A 19688-nucleotide genomic window follows, 5' to 3' on the forward strand; every position below is an offset into this window, starting at 1 on the left:
ATGAAAAAAGCAGAACCGGGCACGCCGCCCCATGAAGAGGCGCCCAACACCGCATCGGCTGCCAGCCAGATCGATGCGAAAATCGCCTCGCTGGCGGACTGGCGCGGCAAAACCCTCGCCAGCGTGCGCGCGCTGATACGCCAGGCGGATCCGGACGTGGTCGAAGAAGTCAAATGGCGCGGCGTGCCCGTCTGGTCGCATGCGGGCATGATTTGCACGGGCGAAACCTATAAATTGGCCGTGAAACTCACGTTCGCCAAGGGCGCCGCCTTGCCCGATCCGGCCGGCCTGTTCAATGCCAGCCTGGACGGCAGCACGCGCCGGGCCATCGACCTGCACGAAGGCGCGCACCTTGACACCGCGGCATTCAAGGCGCTGATACGCGCCGCCGTGGCGCTGAATACGGCGCCGAAACCAAAACGGAATTCTACTTGAGACATTATCTGTATATCTGGCACGATCCGGCCGAGCGCATGCTGGTCGCTTCCGGCATCGAATTCAAGGATTTTATTTCTGCCCTCGGCAAGGCTGGCGGCATCGTGCTGCGCAAGGGCAGCGCCGGGACGGCCAGGAAACCTGCCAGCTACCAGACCTTGGCGCGGCAGCAACTGCCAGCCCTGGTGCAGGAAGATATCGCTGCCTGCGGCAGCCATGCCTGGACCGATTGGCAGGGCATGCCGCCCGCTTCCCAGGATGCAGGCGTGGCCGCGATGCTGGACCACCATGGCGCGCTCGCGCCGCTGCCAGCCTTGCGCAGCCGCTTTCTTGCCTTTGCCCACGACGACGGCTGGTATCTGAAGCTGTCGTATGCGGCATGGGACGAGGTGGCGGATTTGCTCGCCGGCGCCATCCCGCCGGCCTTGGGCACGCTCGATATGGATGCGCTGCAACGGGGAGGCGACGCTTATTGGCTGCAAGACGGCGTGGTCCAGGTCGAGCTGAAAACCCACGATATCGACAGCGTGCTGAACCGCCGCCTGTAAGGAATGGATAGTACGCCAGCCATGTGCCTGATTCGTCCCTACGCCAGCACGGACATGCAGCCCTGCACCGCCATCCTGGCCCTGGCCGGGCGCGACGCCTTCGGTCCTGTCGCAGGCAGCGCCACTTTCACGACGGCAACGCAGGGCGAAGAGCTCCTCGTTGCTGAATGCGGCGGCATCGTCACCGGTTTTGCGGCCGTGTACACGGGCGACGCCCCCGATTACTTCCTGCATCACCTGTACGTGCACCCGGCGCACAGCGGCATGGGCATCGGCGCGCAACTGCTGGCGGCCGTCGTGGCGCGCTTCGGTCCCCGTCTGAGCCTGAAGACGCAGCTGGCCAATACGGGCGCGCGGCGCTTTTATGCGCGCGCGGGATGGGTCGAAGATGCGCAAGACAGTGGCGTGGACGCCATCGGTGCGTGGATACGGGTGCGCTACCGGCGGTAAGATATGCTGCGCATATTCGTCCCCGTCCGCCGTCATGGTCATGGAACAGGCGAAATAATGCGGCAGACCTTGAAAGCTGGCGATGCCCGTCCTGGGGCCATCACATAGATCCCAGGCTATTGGACGGGCTCAAACATCACGCTTTGCTATCCATAAGCAGGGCCAGCCTGGCCGCCATGCCGGCATTGTCGCGCAGCAAACCATCTCTCTCCTGCGCCAATACTTCCATTTTCTGCTGCGATACTTGCCCATTTTCCGCCAGCATGTCGAGCTGCCGGTCTTGCGCGGCCAGCGCCACCCTGGCGTCGTTCAGCGCCAGCAGGGCCGTATCGAGCTTGGCCAGCAGGGCGTCGGCCGACGCGGCCGCCTGCAGATACTGAAATTCGAACTGGTCGCGCTCGGGGCGCACGGTGGCCAGCGCTTCGCGGTCTGCCGCCGCGTCGTCAGCAAGGCGCGCGTGTTCCGCCTGCAACTGCGCCAGGCGCATGTCCTGCTGCACCAGGGTCGCTTGCTGCCCCTGCAAACGCTGCTGCAGCTGCGCGTTATCCTGTTCCAGCCGGCTGATTTGTTGCTGCGCCTGCGCCCGTTCCTCGCTGCGTTGCGCGGCGGCCGCTTCCTGGTAATGATCGAACTGCGAGCGCACCTGCGCCAGTTGACGATTGAGCGCCGCGATTTCCTCGCTACGGTCGGCCAGACGCTGCGTCAAACCTGCGTTATCGCTGTGCAAGGTGGCCAGGGTGACGGCGCGGAAATGGTGCTCTTCCTTTAGCTGCGCCAGCGCATGCTGGGTGGCGCGCAATTCCTGGGTGAGGGCGGCGCGCGCCTCCGTCAGTTTCAAGCGTTCGTTTTCCGTCTTCTTCAGTTGCGCCAAAGCCGCGTCGAGTTCCGCGCGGTTCTGCTGCATGCCCGTTTCCAGCTGCTGCGCCACGTCGCGCTGCTGCTTCTCATAGACGCCGCGCATCGCCTCCATCAACTCGGCCGGCAAGCCTGATTCCGTTTTCACGGCGCCCGTGCCCTGGAACTCTTCCTTCCAGCGCTTCAACAGGGGAGCGATGGTGCTCTTGCTGCCCGTGCTGCCCAGCGCTTCGCGCACGCTGTCGACCGTGGGATTGCGCCCATCGGCCGCGACGATTTGGGCTGCTTTCATAACATCAGAGTACAGAATGCCGGTACGGGCCATAAAACCACCTATGAGCGAAATTTAGTAACGTATTACATGATACGTAATATTGAATAATATTACGATATAAATTTTGATCGTTTTTGTAAAATATAAGTCGCGATAAGATCGCTTATCGCGGGTTATGGGGGTGGTTTGCATGGTATTCTGCGTATTTCCCAGTACACCAGCCCGATTTCAGCGATTCCATGCCCGATTTGCCCCTTTCCAAACGCCGTGTCGCCGCGCCCAAAAGCGCCGCCTTGGCTCCTGTGCCGTTACACGGCGCCCTGATCGATGCCGAACTGGCCGCGCGTCACCAGGCGTTTCTCGCCGCCGCCACCTCGGACAACACGCGCCGCACCTACCGTTCCGCCATCCGCCACTTCCAGGCGTGGGGCGGGGCGCTGCCCGCCGACGAATCCACCGTCATCCGCTATCTGTTGGCATATGCGGACACCCTGAACGCGCGCACCCTGGCCCTGCGCCTGACAGCCCTGTCGCAATGGCATGTGTACCAGGGCTTTGCCGACCCTGCGTCCACGCCCACCGTGCGCAAGACCCTGGCCGGCATCGCCCGCCTGCACGGCAAGCCGAAGAAGAAGGCCAAGGCCCTGCCGCTGGAAGACCTGGAGCGGATCGTCGCCAGGCTGGCCGCGCTGGGCAGCGTCAAGGCCTTGCGCGACAGCGCCTTGCTGCAACTGGGATTTTTTGGCGGTTTTCGCCGCAGCGAACTGGTGGGATTGACTGTGGAAGACGTGAGCTGGGAGCCGCAGGGCATGGTGATCACCCTGCCACGCTCGAAAACGGACCAGTTGGGCGAGGGCATCGTCAAGGCGATCCCGTTCGGCGACGGCGTCTGTTGTCCGGCCACGGCCTTGCGCGCGTGGCTGGCCGCGGCGCACATCCGCACGGGGCCGCTATTGCGCACCGTGAATCAGTGGGGTCATGTGAGCGTGAAAGCGCTGCACGCGAGCAGCATCAACACGATACTGGAAGGCTGCGCCAGGCTGGCCGAACTCGACTACGTGCCGGAATTGTCCAGCCATAGCCTGCGCCGCGGCATGGCCACCAGCGCACACCGGGCCGGCGCCGATTTCCAGGCCATCAAGCGCCAGGGCGGCTGGCGCCACGACGGCACCGTGCATGGCTATATAGAAGAGGCGGGCCGCTTCGAGGAAAATGCGGCGGGGAGTTTATTGACGGCGAAGAAGAAGCTGGCAACCTGATTGCGCACAATAACACCATGCTGGCATCGGTCCGGGGGGCGGGTGAGGTCGTCCAATGTGATGCCATCCATTTTGTTTCTCGATCGAAGTTAAATGATAGGCTGAAGAAGATCTGGGCTATCGCTAGCGATTCATAATGCAAGCTTGCGCTGCGTCTCGATAACAGTATGCATCCCCGAAAACGTCCTTCAGATGTGGCCGCCACGACGATGTGGAAAAAGTAGCCATTCCAGTAGTGTTCATGCGTAAACTCCATGGCAGGTATCTCCTTGTTGGCATCGTCCAATGGATAGTTTTTCCTTGGAATGAAAGATGGATAAGGTTGATGCACGTCAACATAAGGTGGCTTTAATTAATGATGGTGTTGCCGTATGTCAATATGTAGCCCGCAAGCAGTGGCGGTAGCATATCTCGAGGGCAGCTATGTTCTTGAATTTACGCATGATGACTCCAATGCTCGAGTCCGCGATCAATAGCAAGGCATTGACGGCGATGAGGTTGCTGATCTTGTCCAACCGGGATGACTGGCCCTTTCAGTGACGAGGGAGGGTGCGATCTCACGCATTTTTCGGTGATTGAACTGAGGAAAATTTCCAAGCGTCTAACTTGTTACGATGTGTGTATATTTTTGCATTTATTTGGCGCACACTCTGACTTACATAAAATTTGGGGGGCATATTTAATTCGCACAGTCTAACGCCATACTTGATGGGCATGCGCTCCGCACGCATTTTCTTGTTGCTACTAATGATAAATTGGGGTGCATAATGATGTACGAATTTCTCATTAATAATCGCGCTAATCTGGCGATGCGCTGTAGAGAAAAAATTGCTCTTCGGCCTGGCCGAAGAGCTTCCGAATTGCAAATGAAACATGGTGTGCCTATGTTCGTCGATCAGTTGATCAGAACAGTGGAGATCGAGAAAGCATTGAATCCACTGGGGAGCCATAGTTCTATTGGAAAATCGAGCGGAGGAATAGCTGTTTATGAAATAGGTATTTCTGCCGCCGCGCACGGGAGAGCCTTATTAGAGCTTGACTTCTCCGTTGATCAGGTTATCCATGATTATGGGGAACTTTGGCAGGCCATAACAGACCTTGCTATTGAAAATAATGAGGCTTTTAAAATTGATGAATTTCGCTCTTTGAACCGTTGCTTGGATAATGCTATCGCAAATGCTGTGGCGGAATTTAGCTATCAACGTGACTTTCTTAATGAGGAAAAAATTGTACAGGGAAATAGCAAACGACTCGGGTATTTAGTTCATGAACTCCGCAATCTCCTCGGAACAATTTCCTTGGCATTTACTGCAGCAAAATCGGGAAGCTTGAATTTGTCCGGCGCTACAGGAGCAATACTTGAGCGTAGTATTCTTAATTTAAGCAAAGTCATCGAGAGTGCTCGTGAGGACATAAAAGACGTGGAACAAGCAAAAATCGTTCTAAGTACTTTTTCAGTGGCCTCATTCATTACAGAAGCGCATGGTGCGGCAGAGTTGTCAGCCAAGAAAAATAGTTGTGATCTAAAGGTCTTGCCAGTTGATGCCGATCTTGGAATTTCGGGTAGCCGTGATTTGCTCCTCGCTGCCTTGGCTAGTATTTTGCAAAATGTATTTGAATTTACTCGGCCACAAACACGGATTTGCTTAAGCGCATATGCCTTTTCTGACCAAATACGGATCGATGTAGCGTATCACGATAGTGGCTTCCCACCTGGTGCTCCGGCGGTGGTTTTTACTCAAGATTGTCAAGGTTGCAGTAATGGAGCGGAAGTTGGCTTGGATCTTGCAATGGCCAAACAAGGTGTCGAGGAGTACGGAGGTACGTTCAGTGTGCATAACATCCCAACTGTTGGTTGCATTTTCACGATTTCTTTGCCTCGTCGACCGCTGGCAACTTAGAAAAAGGTCTTCAAATTCAATGCACTTGCGAGTCATCTGCATGCGCGGTGAGCAGGTATCTTCCTATGCACACTCACTTCATGCCAGTTCTTGTGGTTTTGCACCTTCAGCTTGGTCATAGGCGGCTGCTTTTGGCCGATAGCGGACCAAGAAAAAAAGGAGCGCAACATCGTGCGCCATGCCTTCCAACTACCCTGCCTCAAACCTTTGGCAGGCAAGAAACGAACAAGTGGCTTCATGAGGCGCTCCAGGACAGCAGCTTGACGAAGTGAATGCGCTCCCTGCTAGGATCGCCAAAGTGCTCCACCAGCCGTATCTGGTATCCATTACGGATCAGCAAACGCAGCATGGCGGGATAGCGGTTCATCGATTTCACCGTGATGGCCGCAAAGCCGTGTGCGCTTGCCCAGGCTTCCTGGGCTTCCAGCAGCCGCTGCGCCAGTCCCGTTTTGCGGTGCGCGGGCAGCACGCCGCCGAGCCAGCTATACAAGGAGCCATCCTCGGCGGCATATCCCAGCTTGCAGCCGACGGGCTGGCCGTCCGCTTCCGCGATGAGCACCAGCGCACTGGCGGGCAGCCGCTCCTGCAACTGCGCCAGGCTGCGCCGCTGGTCAAATTCGGGTATCGCCTGCAGCACGTGCCAGGCTTCCGCGATGCTGCCGGGCCGTATCATGCGGCCGCTTGTTCCCGGGGACGGATGATCATGCAGGTGGCTGTCGCGTGCGCGTACACTTTACCGGCTTCGTCGCGGATCGTGCCTTCGGAAATGACCAGGTTGCGTCCCGCATTGATGACCTTGCCTTCAGCGAAGACCGTCACGTTGAAGGGCAGGGGACGGCACATCTTGATGTTCAGGTCCGTTGTGCCGTAGCTTTCGCCGGCCGGCAAGACCGTGTGCGTGGCGCAGCCCGTGACCGTGTCGAGCACGGTAGCGGCAAAACCGCCGTGCACGCCGCCCATGGGATTGGTGTGCGTTTCATTTGCCGTCGCCGTGAAGATGACACGGCCATGCTCGACCGTCTGCGCATCCATGGGCATGGTCCTGGAAATGCCGGGCCGGGGGAACAGGCCTTGCGCGAAAGCCTGCATCAGTTGCAAGCCGGTCATGTCGTTGGGGTGCATGGTAACTCCTGTGGTGGTGATGTGGGATGGGTCAGACGTCCTGCGCAAAACGCAGGCGCGAGGCGTGCAGCAGGAAGCGGGCGACGACGGCCAGTTCTTCTTCGCTGAAACCTTGCTTCAGTTGTTCATTCAGGCTGTCGAGCAGGGGCAGGGCGGCAGCCAGCACCTCGCCGCCCCTGGGCGACATGTGCAGGGTGCCGGCGCGCGCGTCGAGCGCCGACTGGCCGCGCACGATGAGGCCGTTTTCTTCCATGCGCGCCACCAGGCCCGTGACGGCCGAGTTTTTCAGTTGCAGCGCCCGCCCCAGATCCTTCAACTGGCAGCCTTCCTCGCCCTTCAGGGCAAACAAGGCGACGACTTGCGTGCCGGAAAATCCAAGTTCGCTGCTGAAGACGGCATCGGCCGAGCGAAACAGGTTCTGGCGCGCTAGGTTAAGCAGATTGAACAGGCGCGGCGAACGCTCGCCCAGCGGGCAGGCGGCGGTTGTATCGGGGAGGTCAGTATTGGTACGCATGCGGAGTATACTACTACGTATGCGTAATAAATCAAGCATCGATTCTCAAGTACCAGCGGGAGGCAAATATCGACTGGCGGTCTACGGGGAATTCGCCAGGATGAAGACTGCCTTTGCCCCTGACTGACGGGTCGCGATAACATTAGCACCCTGTATTACGGGGTGACTAAACGTGTCTACAACGTTCGAATCCGGAAAAATCGAAATGACCAGCATGTTGTCTGTGATCCGCCAGTACAGAATCGGACCCGAGACGGGACCGCCTTTGCGGCCAAAAGTCGCGCGTACTATTGCGTCCTTGTCGAACGAGAAAATTTGCTGCAACTCCGGGTCGATTAATGTCAACGTCTTGCCAACCAATGCAAGTTGCGTCCAGTCGGTCAGATTTTGCGGTTCTGGTTTCACACAGCCGAACAACGGTAATGCAATCAGCGATATGACTAATTTTCTACGCATGGCACTTTCTCAAGTCGTGATTTTAAAAATCCTGGATAGGCAAATTGGCGTTACCTATAGTGGAAAATTACCAAACCGATAATGTCACATGCCGACCTGAGAGGCAATTCACAACGCATTCTGAACTTTGGTTTCTAATCGCGATGATGGCGCCCCACATAGCGGGCTCGCGGCCGTATCAGGGCCGCGCTGGCGGCTTGCTCAGCGGCATGCGCGATCCAGCCGGCCGAACGGGCCAGCGCAAACACGCTCATGCCCGCGCCTTCTGGCCAGCGGAACGCCAGCTCCATCGCGGCCAGCGCCAGGTCGGCGTTTGGCTTGGTATCGAGCAGCTCGCCTGCCGTGACGCACACGGCCAGGATGGCGCGCAGTTGCGGATGCGCGTGCGACAGCGCCGACAAGCGCTCCAGCAGATACGCGGCGCGCGGGTCGCCGTGCGGATACAGCGGGTGGCCGAAGCCGGCGAATTCCGGCGCGATGGCCGCGTAGTATTTGCCGATGGCGGCCCTGGCATCCCTGGCGTCTGGCGCGGTAAGCGCCTGCGACAACATGCGCCGGGCGGCCGCACTGCCGCCGCCGTGCTTGTCACCGGACAAGGCCGCCAAGCCCGCGCCCAGCGCGGCCGGCAGGCTGGCGCCCGTCGAAGCGACGCAGCGTACGGCAAAGGTCGATGCATTCAATTCATGGTCGGCCAGCAGCACGAGCGCGGCGCGCAGCAATTCAGCCTGCTCCGCGTCGGCGTTCCACGCATTGGCCAACTGCTGGTGCAGCGGCAAGGCGGACGGCGGCGTCTGCAGCAGGGCGGCGGCCAGGATGCGCATCAGTTCGGGGCCATATTGCAACATGGCCGCTGGGGCGGGCTTGGCCCCCAGCATGGCCGTGGCAAGCATGGCGCGCGCCAGCGGCGTGGCATCTTGCGCGCTGGCCAACCCTTGCGGCAGGGCAGGCGCGTCTTGCCGGAAATAATCGCTTGCGCCATCGTCCCACAGCAGCCCTGCGGCCGCTTCCAGGGTCGCGTGCCGGGCCAGCGCTGTCGCATCGCAGCCCCGGTACAGCAATCGGCCATCGAGGATGTGGGAAATCCGCGTCTCCAGCACGGGCAAGCCCCAGTGCATGGCAGCCACGGCCGTCTGGCCGCCGCGCTTGGCGTCATTCTTGCGCGCCGCGAGGCGCAGCACGTCTTCCTGCGGATAGCGCTTGCGGCGCGACGTTCCATTGCTGACGGAAGCGAGCAAGCCCCGGCTCACATAGGAATACAGGGTGGGCAGGCTGACGCCCAGCAGGCGCGCCGCGTCAAGAGCGGACAGATCGTTGTTCATGGCGGCCATTGTAGCGTTTGTCACTTTATATTGATTGATGGAATCAAGATTGACGGCCCGGGTGGCGCGTCACTAGACTCATGCCTTTCCCGGAGTATCCATGAGCACATTTACCATTCGCACCCTGCGTCCGGACGACGCCGCCCTGTTACTGGCATTCGAGCAAGCCAACCGGGCCTGGTTCGAACGCCATATCGACCGGCGTGCGGACGCTTTTTACAGTACCGACGGCATCCATGCCCACGTCGCGCAATTCCTGGATGAGTACGCACAGGGCCGCATGCACCCGTGCGTCATCGTCGGCGAGCAGGGGCAATTGATCGGCCGCGCCAACCTCAAGGACATTGACCGGCAGCAAGGCGTGGCCGAAGTCGGCTACCGCATCGGGGAGCAGCAAGGGGGCAAGGGCCTGGCCACGGCCGCGCTGCACCACCTGATCGCCCTGGCGCAAGACGAATGGCGGCTGGCCAGCCTGTGCGCCTATGCCATCGACGGCAATGCGGCATCGATCCGCGTGCTGGAACGCTGCGGTTTCGTGCAGGGAATGGCCGTGCCCGATATTGCCATCGTGGAGGGCAACGTTGTCGATGGCCATGCCTATGCACTGGATTTGCAGGCGGCTGGGGTAGACTCTGTCCTGCTATAAAACCAAAGTTATCAAATATGAATCATGAAACCCCAAAACGCATCGTCGTCATCGGCGCCGGCATCGTCGGCGCGTCGCTCGCGTATCACCTGGCCAGCAAGGGTGCAAACGTCACCGTGGTCGAGGCGGGCGGCATCGCTTCCGGCGTGACGGGCACCTCGTTTGCCTGGATTAACACGTCCTGCGCCGGACCGGACCCCATCGCGGCCCTGCGCGGTGGCGCCATCGCCGCCTGGCGCCAGCTGGAAACGCAGGTGCCAGGCTTGACGGTGCGCTGGCATGGCGCCTTGTCGTATGGCACGCAGGATGGGCGCGTGTCGCCCGAATCCATGTTGGTAGATCGCAAGCGCATCGCCCAGCTTGAGCCACATCTCAGGCAGCCGCCGGAACAGGCCGTCCACGAGCCGGAGCAGGGCGCCCTCGATGCCGTTGCCACCACGCATGCTTTGCTGGCAGCGGCCCAGGCGCTGGGTGCGACCGTCCGCACGCACACGCCCGTGCTGGGCTTTGTGGTCCGGGACGCGAAGGTGACAGGCGTGGAAACGGCCACGGGCGTCATCGATGCGGACGAGCTCGTGCTGGCAGCAGGCACGGGCACAGCCCAACTGGCCGCGCAACTGGGCGCCAGCCTGCCCATCCACGCCTCGCCCGCCATCTTCCTGCGCTACACGGCGCCGCCCGGCCTCGTGCGCGGCATCATCTCCAGCCATGCAATGGAAGTGCGGCAAGCCGAGGATGGCACCATGCTGGCGGCGGAAGACTATGTGGACGAGGCGCCGGAAAACCAGCCCGCCGCCATGGCGCAGCGCACGGCCAGCGCGATCCGCAGTGAACTGGACGGTGCCGAGGCCGTTGCGCCGGAATTTGCCGCTGTCGGCCTGCGCCCCATGCCCGTCGATGGCGTGCCCATCATCGGCTACCTGTCGCAGGTGGAAGGAGCATACGTGTGCGCCATGCATCCCGGCGTGGTGCTGGCGGCCATCGTGGGCCAGCTTGCCAGCGAGGAAATCGTCGATGGACAGCCCGCGTCGGCCCTGGAGGCTTGCCGGCCCGCGCGCTTTCTGGGGTGATTGTGCGCTGATTCCTACGGCACCGGCGTCACAAACACGGGCAGGATGAACGGTGCTTGCTCCTGCGCATCGCCTTCCTCCGACGGGGCCTGCATGAAATCTTCGTTGCGCCAATCCCCGTTCACCACCCGGTCGGCGATCAGCGACAAATCCTGCGTTTCGCGCAGCTCGCAGCGAAACGGCAACCGGCCATGCGAGCGCGACACCAGGCTGAAGCGCAACTGGCGGCATTGCGCATCGTGCCAGCAATAGAACAGCATCTCCTCGCCAACGAGCGCGCTGCTGCGTGCCGCGATCAATTCTTCTATGAAGGCAACGATATCCGCCGCATGAATCTGCGGCGTTTCCTCGTCCGTGGGCGAAAAGCTCCACATATTGCTCATCGCTTCGTGATTGATATTATCGGGATCAATCTCCACGGCATCGTCTTTTGCCATGCTGAACCAGTTATTGACGACGGTTGAGTGCATCATGTAAAGCTTTCAATACTTATTGTGTTTATTTGCGCATCACCGGCTGGATGATGCCGACGCATCCATTCATCCGCGACATTGCCCATGGTTTTGGCGGCGCCATCGCCGCCGTGCCAATTGAAATCCATGCTGTTTCCTTTGTTTCATCTTTTGGCTATATTCTCATGCCATCGAAATGCCCGCGCCAGCTTTTCCTTCATTTAATGGCCGGGACGACCGCAGCACGCCTTAGCCCCGCGGCCCATCCGCCAGCAACTCCGCCAGCCTCGTCGTCAGCCACAAACTCGTCTCGCTGAGCTTCTTGCCGTGGATCGACAGTCGCCGTACCGGCAGGCGTGACAAAGCCAGGGCAGGGCACGGCACTTCCTGCAGATACCCTTTGTAATTGTCGTAGTTGGCGATGTTCAGGGGCAGAATCGCCCAGCCCAGCTCGTCCGCCACCATTTCCGCGATGCTGTAGAAACTGTCGGAAAACCAGACGGCGGGGCTGAACGCGTGTTCGCGGTTCAGCTCGGAATCCATGATCAGCTGGCGGTAGCGGGTCAGCTCGTTGCGGCTCACTTCCTGGCCGTGGGCCATCGGGTGGCCTTTGGCCACGAACACGCCTTGCGCCACGCTGCCGATGTGCTGCTGTTCCAGCACGGGGGAGATCGGGCCGCGGTCGAAGTGGAAGGCCACGTCCGCTTGCTGCTGTTCCACGTATTGCGCGACTTCCGACGCCGTGGCGTTGAGCATCACCAGTTCCAGCGCCGGGTAGCGCGCCGCCAATTCCTTCACCAGGGTGCCGATGGCCAGGTAGGGCAGGGCTTCGTCCAGGGCCAGGGTCAGCTGGGCTTCGGGCGCCTCGCTCAGGAGCTGCGCCCGCAGTTGCAATCGCTCGGCCTGGCGCAGCAATTCGCACGCTTCCAGGTGCATCACCTTGCCCGCTTCCGTCAGCACGGCGCTGCGGCGCGAACGGTCGAACAGTTCCACGCCGAATTCCGCTTCCAGCAAGCCGATCGAGGTGCTGACCACCGATTGCGCGCGGCCCAGCCGGCGCGCCGCGCCCGAGAAAGAGCCGGCCGCGACGGCCGCCTCGAAGTAGCGCATTTGTTCCAAAGTCCATTGCATGGCATCCACCTATCTGTTTTACAGATGGATTTTAACTTGAATGCCATTCAGGGGCGACATAAAATGCATTTACATTTTCAACAACACGAGATCCGCCATGAAAAACGCTCAAGCCCATAACCCCGCCATCAGCTTCAGCTGGTGTCACGACGCCACCGCCGAAGATGCGCTGTGCAAGCTCTACCTTGATAACGTCAGCGCCGACTATATCTCCCATTCGGAGCTGCAGGGCGAGCGCGCCGATGCGCCCGGCAACTGGCGCGCGGACTTGCCTGAGGTGATCCGTGGCGAAATCCGCGCCGCCCTGTCGCATGACTGGGCACATGGCGATTCGACCCTGCTGGCTGTCGCCACTTCCGGCGACGATATCGTCGGCATGGCACTCGTCTCGATAGACACGCGCCAGCGCGCCTCGAAATCGTTCGCCGCGCTGGACGACCTGGTCTTGCTGCCTTCCGTGCGCGGCAGCGGCATCGGCAGCCAGCTGGTGGAGTGGGTAGCAGGCGAATTGCGCAGCCACGGCATCGCCCGTCTGTTCCTCGAATGCGGCGCGCACAACCTGACGGCGCAACAATTCTTCCAGGGCCGCGGCTTCAAGCAAGTGTCTGTCGTCATGCTGCGCGAACTCGACGTGCCAGCGGTAACCGCCGCCGTGGATGACAAGGATGGCGACCGTGGCTGACGCCCGCCGCCCCCGACAAGCCCAGGCCCGTGGCAGCCTGGAACGTAAATATTTGCGCAGCACCAAATTCATCCAAACCGATAGTTGTTAAAAGTTACACCAAACTCCATGAGTTATTTATGCATCCAATGAAAAAATGGCTGACGCTGGCCATCGTCTCCAGCGCCCTGTTCCTGATCGTGGTCGACATGACCGTGCTCTACACCGCCTTGCCCGCGCTGACGCGCGACTTGCAGGCATCCTCTTCGCAAAAACTGTGGATCATCAACGTGTACGCGCTGGTCGTCTCCGGTTTGCTGCCCGGCCTCGGCACCCTCGGTGACCGCTTGAGCCACAAACCCGTTTTCCTTGCCGGCCTGGCCGTGTTCGGCATCGCCTCGCTGTGCGCCGCGTTTTCGCCCGCGCCGGAGTGGCTGATCTTTGCCCGCGTGCTGCTGGCCATCGGCGCCGCCTTGATGATGCCGGCCACCTTGTCCATCATCCGCCTGACCTTTACGGACAACCGCGAGCGCTCGTTCGCCATCGGCGTGTGGGCGGCCATCGCTTCCGGCGGCGCCGCGTTTGGCCCCGTGCTCGGTGGTTTCCTGATGGAACATTACTGGTGGGGTTCCGTCTTCCTGATCAACGTGCCCATCGTACTGCTGACCCTGGTGCTGGCCGCCATCGTGCTGCCGAAACGGGCCGGTAACCGCGACAAGCCGTGGGATCTGAAGGGCTCGCTGCAAATCATGATGGGCCTGCTTGGTGGCGTATATGCGATCAAGGAGCTGGGCAAGTCGCAGCCGTCGTATGCGCTGGCCGCCGCCTCGTTTGCCGTGGGCGCCTTCTTCATGCTGAAGTTCGTGCGCCGCCAGAAGCGTCAGGCCAAGCCGCTGATCGACTTCGCCCTGTTCCGCGAACTGCCATTTTCCAGCGCCGTGGCCGCCGCCATGGTGGCCTCGGCCGCCCTGATCGGCATGGAACTGGCGCTGAGCCAGCACATGCAGCTGGTGCGTGAATTGTCGCCGCTGGAAGCGGGCTTGCTGCTGTTGCCGCTGCCGCTGGCGTCCGTGTTTGCCGGGCCATTGACGGGTTTCATGCTGCCGCGCGCCGACAAGGCCAAGGTACTGTGGGGTTCGCTGCTGCTGTCCGGTATCGGCATGGCATCGTATCTGGTGCTGCATGACGCCGCCGTTTCGGCCCAAGTGGCCAGCCTGGTGATCCTGGGTCTGGGCCTGGGCGCCGTCATGACGGCCGCATCGAGCGCCGTGATGCTGAACGTGGCGCCACAGCAAGCCGGCATGGCCGCCTCGATCGAGGAAGTGTCGTATGAGCTGGGCGCCGTGATCGGCGTGACCGTGCTGGGCACCATCCTGTCGGCCGTCTACAGCGCCACCCTGGTCATCCCGGAAAGCGCGGGCCTGTTGCCGAATGCCCATGACACCCTCGATGCGGCGCTGCTGGCCGCCGAGCAATTGCCGGCCGAACTGGGCTTGCAAGTGTCGGAACTGGCCCGCTCGGCCTTTGACAAGGCGTTTATTGTCGTGCTGGCAACGGCGTCCGCCATTTTGATGCTGGCAGCCGCCACCATCCGCCACCTGCATCTGCGGGCGCGCCGCGCGGTCTGCGCGATTTGATAGTTCAGCGCACCAGCTGCGGCGCCACCTTGTCGCGCAAGACCGTCCATTGGGCGTCGTGCACGGCCTGGTTGGGGTCGTGTCCGGCGCGTTTCACCAAGGTAAAATCCTTGGCCGGTGCCGTGATGCTGTCGAAGTAGGTGCGCGCGATGGCGGGCGAGGTCAGCAGATCCGCTTCGCCCATGATGAAAAACACGGGCAAGTCAAAGCGCGTGCCCAGCGCGGGCAGGTCGACCTTGGCGAACATGCCGTCCCCTTGCATGCCGATGAACTGGATGTACGAATAATCATCGGCTGCCTCGGCCGCTGCCAGGGCTTGCGGCGTGGCGTAGAACGGCGCCGGCTGCCACCAGTGTTTCGGCGGCGCATCCGTTGCCAATCCCTCATATTTGCGGTCGAAGCGGCGCAGAATGCCGAAGTTGTGCGGATCGCGCCAGGGCGGCGCACCGAGCCCTGTCAGCTTGTCCACCGTGGCGGTATCGCCGGCCGCTTGCGCCAGCGCAAGCACGTCCCGGTACATGCCGGTTTCGTTGGCCCGCGCATTGACCACCTGCGCCGTGCCGATATACGCGTGGAACAGGTCCGGCTGCGCCTTGGCCATGTGCACGCCCAGGATCGAGCCCCAGGAACTGCCCATCAAAATGACTTTCCGCTGGCCCAGATGCTGTTCGATATAGCGGGCCACGGCGATGCCGTCGTCGCGCATCTGTTCCACCGTCAAGCGCACATCTTCAGTGGGCTGCTGTTTTGCATACGTCATGCCTGCGCCACGCTGGTCCCACTGCACCAGGGTGTAGTGGCGTTCCCAGCCGGCATAGATGGCATCCGCGTAGGGACTCAGCGCATTGCCGGGGCCGCCGTGGATGAACAGGATCACGGGATTGCCGCAGGCGGCGCCCGTGATCGTGATCCATTGCTCGATGCCATTGATGGGCACATAGCCTTGCTCGCGGACGGACTGTGCGGGCGAGGCGCAGATGGACGGCGAGACGGGCGGCGCCGCTTGCGCCACGCCGTAACAAGATAACAGCAGCAATGCCAGGCCTGTGATGCGCATATCGTCCTCTTATATAGTTGGGGGGAACTGCAGCGTGCAATCCTGCGCCTGCTTGCCGGCGATAAAGCGGGTACTGGCCTGTGCAAAACAGGCGGGCGCCGTCCATAACAGGAAATGCGGGGCGTTCTGCACGGTGGACAGGGCTACCTTGCCGGCCTTGCTCTGCGTCAAAGCCTGTACCTGCGCCTGCGCGCCCGCGTACGGCGTTTTCGGGTCCAGGGTTCCCTGCAGCACCAGAGTTGGCGGCACTTTCGCCGGCAAGGTGCCGAAATAGGCATCGCGCGGGTAGGTGGGCAAGCCGCCGCCCAGCAGGATGCGAGGCAGGGGACTGGTAAACAGCAAGTCCGCCTCGTCGCGGTCGATGTCGGTGGCGGCCCAGCCGGGGCGCAACGAAGGCTGCAGATTGTTTTCCGAATTGCTGATGATACTGACCAGAGGAATCGACAGCGGCGACTGGGAATAGCTGCCCAGGCTGGCCGCCGCCTGCGTCAACGTGGCGCGCGCGGACGCCAGTTCCCCATCCTTGCCCTGGTCCAGCTCGCGCAGCAGATACGGGATGCGGGCGCGGGCGGCCGGCACGTCGAGCATGCCGCCCAGGAAATTTTTCAGGTTCTTGCCGGGAATCTTCGCCAGCAGGGCGGGATCCGCTTGCGTCTTGTCCAGCACGCGCCGGTACAGGGTTGCGGCCGGCTCGGCAATCGCCGCATGGCAGGCCGGGTCCGCGTCGCAGCGGGCCAGCACCTGCATGCCGACCGTGTTGACCACGTGCGAACGCTGGCTCAAGTCCCAGCGCGCATCCGTTTGCGGCGGCACCAGCGAGTCGAGGATGACGCCCTTGACGGGCAATGGTCCCAGTTGCAAGGCGCGCAAGACCAGTTGCGTGCCATACGACACACTGTATACATACACGGGCGGCTGTTTGCCCTTGGCCTTGCGTTCGCCTTCGATCAGGGCTTGCAAGTCGCGTGCCGCCATCGTGATGGAAAACTGGCCCGCGTATTCCGGCATCAAGTTGATGCCGGCAAAGCAGCTGCCCCATTCGGCGCCAGCCAGGGCGCGGCCGCCGGGACTCTGTTCCGACTCTTCCACCTTGCACAGGCGGGAAGAATTGCCCGTGCCGCGGTGGTCGGGGATGAGGAATTCAAAGCCGGGAAAGCTGCGGCGCAAGGTGGGCAGCAAGTTGTTGAACGAAGCGCCCGATTCGCCGGGACCGCCCGCCACCAGCCACAGGGTGCCCTTGGCGGGCTTGCCGGCAGGCACATCGGCCGCAAACTTGCGCACGAAAACGTGCATGGCGTCCGGATCACCGATGCCGCGGCCCTGGGCGTCGTAGCTGCCAGGCACGTTCAAGCCCGAACACAGGCTGCCGGGGGCGGCCGTATCGGAACAGGGCGTGAAAAACATCGGTTCGGCATGCAGCGAGGTGCCAACCAGCAGAGTGGCCAGCAGGGTCAGGCGGGGAAGAAAGGTCATCGGCTACTTTGGCAGAGATGGAGATCAGCCGCCAAAGTAGCGTTTTTTACAGCAATTGTCCAGATGGAAAGTTTTCCACGTGGATTTATTTGGCTTTACTGCCGCGCAGCAGCCTGAGGCCGTTCGCCACCACCAGCAAGCTGGCGCCCACGTCGGCGAACACGGCCATCCACAGGGTCGCCATGCCGGCCAGGGCCAGGCCAAAGAACACGGCCTTGATGCCGATGGCAAAGCTGATGTTTTGCACGAGGATGCTGCGCGTGCGCTGGCTCAGGCTGATGAATTCGGGCAATTTCCCCAGTTCATCATCCATCAAGGCCACGTCCGCCGTTTCGATGGCCGTATCGCTACCGGCCGCGCCCATGGCGAAGCCGATGTCGGCCTGCGCCAGGGCCGGGGCGTCGTTGACGCCGTCGCCCAGCATGGCGACCACGCCGAACTGCTGCTGCAAGGCCTTGATTTCATCGAGCTTGTTTTCCGGCAGCAATTCCGCCTTGACCAGGCTGACGCCCACTTCGGCACCGATGCGCTGCGCCGTCAGCAGATTGTCGCCCGTCAGCATCACGGTGGTGACGCCCAGCGCATTCAATCTGGCGATGGCGGACGCCGCCGTGGGGCGCAGCACGTCGGCCACGGCGATGACGCCCAGCGCGCCGTCCGGCGTGGCCAGCACCATGGCCGTGTAGGCTTGCTGTTCCAGCCGCGCCAGGATGGCTTGCAATGCCGGCGTCAGGACATTCAATTCCGTCATCAGGCGCGCATTGCCCAGATAATAGGTCTGGCCGGCGATCGTGCCTTGCACGCCGCGTCCATGCAGGGCGGCAAACTGGGTCACGGGCAAATGGCTGCCAGCGGGCGGGCCCGCCTTGACGATGGCGGCGGCCAGCGGGTGGGCCGAATTGGCGTCCAGGCTGGCGGCCAGCAGCAAGATGGCGTCGCGGTTGCTGCCTTCCAATGCCACCACGTCCGTGACGGCCGGTTTGCCCATGGTCAAGGTGCCCGTCTTGTCGACGGCGATGGCCTTGATGCGGTAGCCCGTTTCCAGGAATTGCCCGCCTTTCACCAGAATGCCGCGCCGCGCGGCCGCCGTCAGGCCGCTGACGACGGTGACGGGCGTGGAAATGACGAGCGCGCACGGGCAGGCGATCACCAGCATCACCAGCGCCTTATATACCCAGGCCATGAAGGGCGCGCCAAAAAGCAAAGGCGGCAGTACGGCCACCAGGATGGCGAACACGACCACAGCCGGCGTGTAGTAGCGGGCGAAATTGTCGACAAAGCGCTGCGTGGGCGCCTGTTTTCCTTGTGTTTCCTCGATCACCTTGACGATTTTCGCCAGGGTGCTGTTGCCGCTGTTGGCAGTGACGGTAACGTCAAGCAAGCCCCGTTCATTGATGGTGCCCGCATACACGACGTCGCCCACGGCCTTGTCCACCGGCATGCTTTCACCGGTGATCGGCGCCTGGTTGACGGACGATTCGCCGCTTTGCACGATGCCGTCGAGGGCGATGCGTTCGCCCGGCTTCACGCGCATCAGCGTGCCGATGGCCACCGTGGCGACAGCAACTGGCTGCCAGGCGCCGCTGGCGTCGGCAACGGTCGCCGTGTCGGGCGCCAGTTGCATCAGGCTGTGCACGGCGTTGCGCGCGCGGTTCAGGGACAAGCCTTCGATCAGCTCGGCGATGGCGAACAGGAAGATGACCATGGCCGCTTCCGGCCACTGGCCGATGGCGATGGCGCCAAAGACCGCCAGGCTCATCAGGAAATTGATGTTCAGGGTGAACGTTTTCAGGGCAATCCAGCCCTTTTTCAGGGTCGGCCAGCCGCCCGTGGCGATCGACAGCAGGGCCAGGGCGATGACGAGGGGCGAACTGTCTTCATGCGTGGTCCACGCCAGCGCTTCGGCGCCGGCAGCGGCCAGGCCGGAGACGACCAGCAAGCCTTTTTGCAAGCTGCTGAGGTTGCCTTCATTCGGATCGCGCCTGACTACCGCGTCCGCCTTCATGGGAATCGCCTGCATGCCGATGCCGTGCAGCGCCGCTTCCACCGTGGCCAGTGTAGGCAGGGTGTGGTGCACGTCGAGCACGCGGTTCATCAGGTTGAAATCGAGTCCCACGACGCCCGTCATATTGCCCAGCTTGTTGCGGATCAACCGTTCTTCCGTGGGGCAATCCATGTTGGCAATGCGGTATTTGGCCGTGTTGGCGCCGGCGATGGGCGTACTGGGCAGAACTGGCCCGGTTGGGGCGGCAGGCGTGGACGAGCACGCATGCTGGCTGGAACAGCAGCCGGACGTCTTGGGTGCGGCGGCCGGGGCTGCTTCGTGCGCATGCTTGTGGTCATGCTTATGCTCGTGGTCAGGTGCGTGGTTATGGCTATCGTGCGGCATCGCATCATCCTTCCGGTTTCGTGTATGCTTCCATTAGAA

The 19688-nt window shown here is 61.7% G+C and carries 21 protein-coding genes; 9 read left to right on the forward strand and 12 right to left on the reverse strand.

Annotated features, from left to right (window positions below; genetic code table 11):
* Genes LSO07_RS15420 through LSO07_RS15430 form a run of 3 tightly spaced genes read left to right on the forward strand, consistent with a single transcriptional unit; the run spans position 1 to position 1433 of the window.
* A complete protein-coding gene (locus tag LSO07_RS15420) occupies positions 1-435 on the forward strand; it encodes a DUF1801 domain-containing protein (RefSeq protein WP_151095189.1) in 435 nt (144 codons plus the stop codon).
* On the forward strand, positions 432-983 hold the full coding sequence (locus LSO07_RS15425; protein ID WP_151095191.1) for a hypothetical protein: 552 nt from the start codon (positions 432-434) through the stop codon (positions 981-983). Before LSO07_RS15420 ends, LSO07_RS15425 begins: the two co-directional genes overlap by 4 nt.
* 3 nt (positions 984-986) lie before the next feature.
* Positions 987-1433 carry a GNAT family N-acetyltransferase gene (locus tag LSO07_RS15430; RefSeq protein ID WP_151095194.1) on the forward strand — a complete coding sequence of 149 codons (447 nt, stop codon included), beginning with the start codon at positions 987-989 and terminating at the stop codon, positions 1431-1433.
* 136 nt (positions 1434-1569) lie between these two features.
* On the opposite strand, the gene LSO07_RS15435 is transcribed toward LSO07_RS15430, so the two are convergent.
* Positions 1570-2580, reverse strand: coding sequence for a DNA-binding protein (locus LSO07_RS15435; protein WP_191909687.1), 1011 nt, complete (start codon positions 2578-2580; stop codon positions 1570-1572).
* A gap of 221 nt (positions 2581-2801) precedes the next feature.
* Between LSO07_RS15435 and LSO07_RS15440 the strand changes: the two genes are divergently transcribed.
* Both LSO07_RS15440 and LSO07_RS15445 read left to right on the forward strand, forming a co-directional pair.
* Positions 2802-3821, forward strand: a complete 1020-nt coding sequence (locus tag LSO07_RS15440; RefSeq protein ID WP_151095198.1) for a tyrosine-type recombinase/integrase — start codon at positions 2802-2804, stop codon at positions 3819-3821.
* Positions 3822-4588: 767 nt separating this feature from the next.
* Positions 4589-5722 carry a sensor histidine kinase gene (locus LSO07_RS15445; protein WP_151095200.1) on the forward strand — a complete coding sequence of 378 codons (1134 nt, stop codon included), beginning with the start codon at positions 4589-4591 and terminating at the stop codon, positions 5720-5722.
* Positions 5723-5957: 235 nt separating this feature from the next.
* Here the strand turns inward: LSO07_RS15445 and LSO07_RS15450 are convergent, their stop codons facing one another.
* From LSO07_RS15450 to LSO07_RS15470, 5 genes are all read right to left on the reverse strand, one after another.
* Positions 5958-6395 carry a GNAT family N-acetyltransferase gene (locus LSO07_RS15450; RefSeq protein WP_151095202.1) on the reverse strand — a complete coding sequence of 146 codons (438 nt, stop codon included), beginning with the start codon at positions 6393-6395 and terminating at the stop codon, positions 5958-5960.
* Positions 6392-6844 carry a PaaI family thioesterase gene (locus LSO07_RS15455; protein WP_151095204.1) on the reverse strand — a complete coding sequence of 151 codons (453 nt, stop codon included), beginning with the start codon at positions 6842-6844 and terminating at the stop codon, positions 6392-6394. Before LSO07_RS15455 ends, LSO07_RS15450 begins: the two co-directional genes overlap by 4 nt.
* Before the next feature lie 31 nt (positions 6845-6875).
* Positions 6876-7358 (reverse strand): MarR family winged helix-turn-helix transcriptional regulator, encoded by a 483-nt coding sequence (locus tag LSO07_RS15460; RefSeq protein ID WP_052140589.1) that lies wholly within the window; start codon positions 7356-7358, stop codon positions 6876-6878.
* Between the two features lie 81 nt (positions 7359-7439).
* Positions 7440-7814 (reverse strand): hypothetical protein, encoded by a 375-nt coding sequence (locus LSO07_RS15465; protein WP_151095206.1) that lies wholly within the window; start codon positions 7812-7814, stop codon positions 7440-7442.
* 134 nt (positions 7815-7948) lie between these two features.
* Positions 7949-9157, reverse strand: coding sequence for a citrate synthase (locus LSO07_RS15470; protein ID WP_225317315.1), 1209 nt, complete (start codon positions 9155-9157; stop codon positions 7949-7951).
* Between the two features lie 76 nt (positions 9158-9233).
* Here LSO07_RS15470 and LSO07_RS15475 point away from each other — a divergent pair, with 76 nt between their 5' ends.
* Positions 9234-9779: a GNAT family N-acetyltransferase gene (locus LSO07_RS15475; protein WP_151095208.1), complete on the forward strand. Its 546-nt coding sequence runs from the start codon at positions 9234-9236 to the stop codon at positions 9777-9779.
* 17 nt (positions 9780-9796) lie between these two features.
* Positions 9797-10849 carry an NAD(P)/FAD-dependent oxidoreductase gene (locus LSO07_RS15480; RefSeq protein WP_151095210.1) on the forward strand — a complete coding sequence of 351 codons (1053 nt, stop codon included), beginning with the start codon at positions 9797-9799 and terminating at the stop codon, positions 10847-10849.
* 14 nt (positions 10850-10863) lie between these two features.
* Here the strand turns inward: LSO07_RS15480 and LSO07_RS15485 are convergent, their stop codons facing one another.
* From LSO07_RS15485 to LSO07_RS15490, 3 genes are all read right to left on the reverse strand, one after another.
* On the reverse strand, positions 10864-11322 hold the full coding sequence (locus LSO07_RS15485) for a hypothetical protein (RefSeq protein ID WP_151095212.1): 459 nt from the start codon (positions 11320-11322) through the stop codon (positions 10864-10866).
* Positions 11319-11450 carry a hypothetical protein gene (locus tag LSO07_RS28370; protein WP_263643051.1) on the reverse strand — a complete coding sequence of 44 codons (132 nt, stop codon included), beginning with the start codon at positions 11448-11450 and terminating at the stop codon, positions 11319-11321. Before LSO07_RS28370 ends, LSO07_RS15485 begins: the two co-directional genes overlap by 4 nt.
* A 100-nt stretch (positions 11451-11550) precedes the next feature.
* Positions 11551-12432, reverse strand: a complete 882-nt coding sequence (locus LSO07_RS15490; protein ID WP_070254474.1) for a LysR family transcriptional regulator — start codon at positions 12430-12432, stop codon at positions 11551-11553.
* Positions 12433-12529: 97 nt separating this feature from the next.
* On the opposite strand from LSO07_RS15490, the gene LSO07_RS15495 reads away from it, so the two are divergent.
* Positions 12530-13114: a GNAT family N-acetyltransferase gene (locus LSO07_RS15495; RefSeq protein WP_191909688.1), complete on the forward strand. Its 585-nt coding sequence runs from the start codon at positions 12530-12532 to the stop codon at positions 13112-13114.
* A gap of 128 nt (positions 13115-13242) precedes the next feature.
* Positions 13243-14730: an MFS transporter gene (locus LSO07_RS15500; RefSeq protein ID WP_269450147.1), complete on the forward strand. Its 1488-nt coding sequence runs from the start codon at positions 13243-13245 to the stop codon at positions 14728-14730.
* Positions 14731-14734: 4 nt separating this feature from the next.
* Here the strand turns inward: LSO07_RS15500 and LSO07_RS15505 are convergent, their stop codons facing one another.
* The 3 genes from LSO07_RS15505 to LSO07_RS15515 form a co-directional block, all read right to left on the reverse strand.
* Positions 14735-15787, reverse strand: a complete 1053-nt coding sequence (locus LSO07_RS15505; protein WP_151095216.1) for an alpha/beta fold hydrolase — start codon at positions 15785-15787, stop codon at positions 14735-14737.
* A 9-nt stretch (positions 15788-15796) separates the two neighbouring features.
* Positions 15797-17260: an alpha/beta fold hydrolase gene (locus tag LSO07_RS15510; RefSeq protein WP_151095218.1), complete on the reverse strand. Its 1464-nt coding sequence runs from the start codon at positions 17258-17260 to the stop codon at positions 15797-15799.
* Between the two features lie 85 nt (positions 17261-17345).
* Positions 17346-19649, reverse strand: coding sequence for a heavy metal translocating P-type ATPase (locus LSO07_RS15515; RefSeq protein WP_151095220.1), 2304 nt, complete (start codon positions 19647-19649; stop codon positions 17346-17348).
* Between the last annotated feature and the right edge of the window lie 39 nt (positions 19650-19688).

It is taken from the genome of Janthinobacterium sp. PLB04 (assembly GCF_021165895.1).
In the GTDB taxonomy this organism is placed as follows: domain Bacteria; phylum Pseudomonadota; class Gammaproteobacteria; order Burkholderiales; family Burkholderiaceae_D; genus Janthinobacterium; species Janthinobacterium lividum.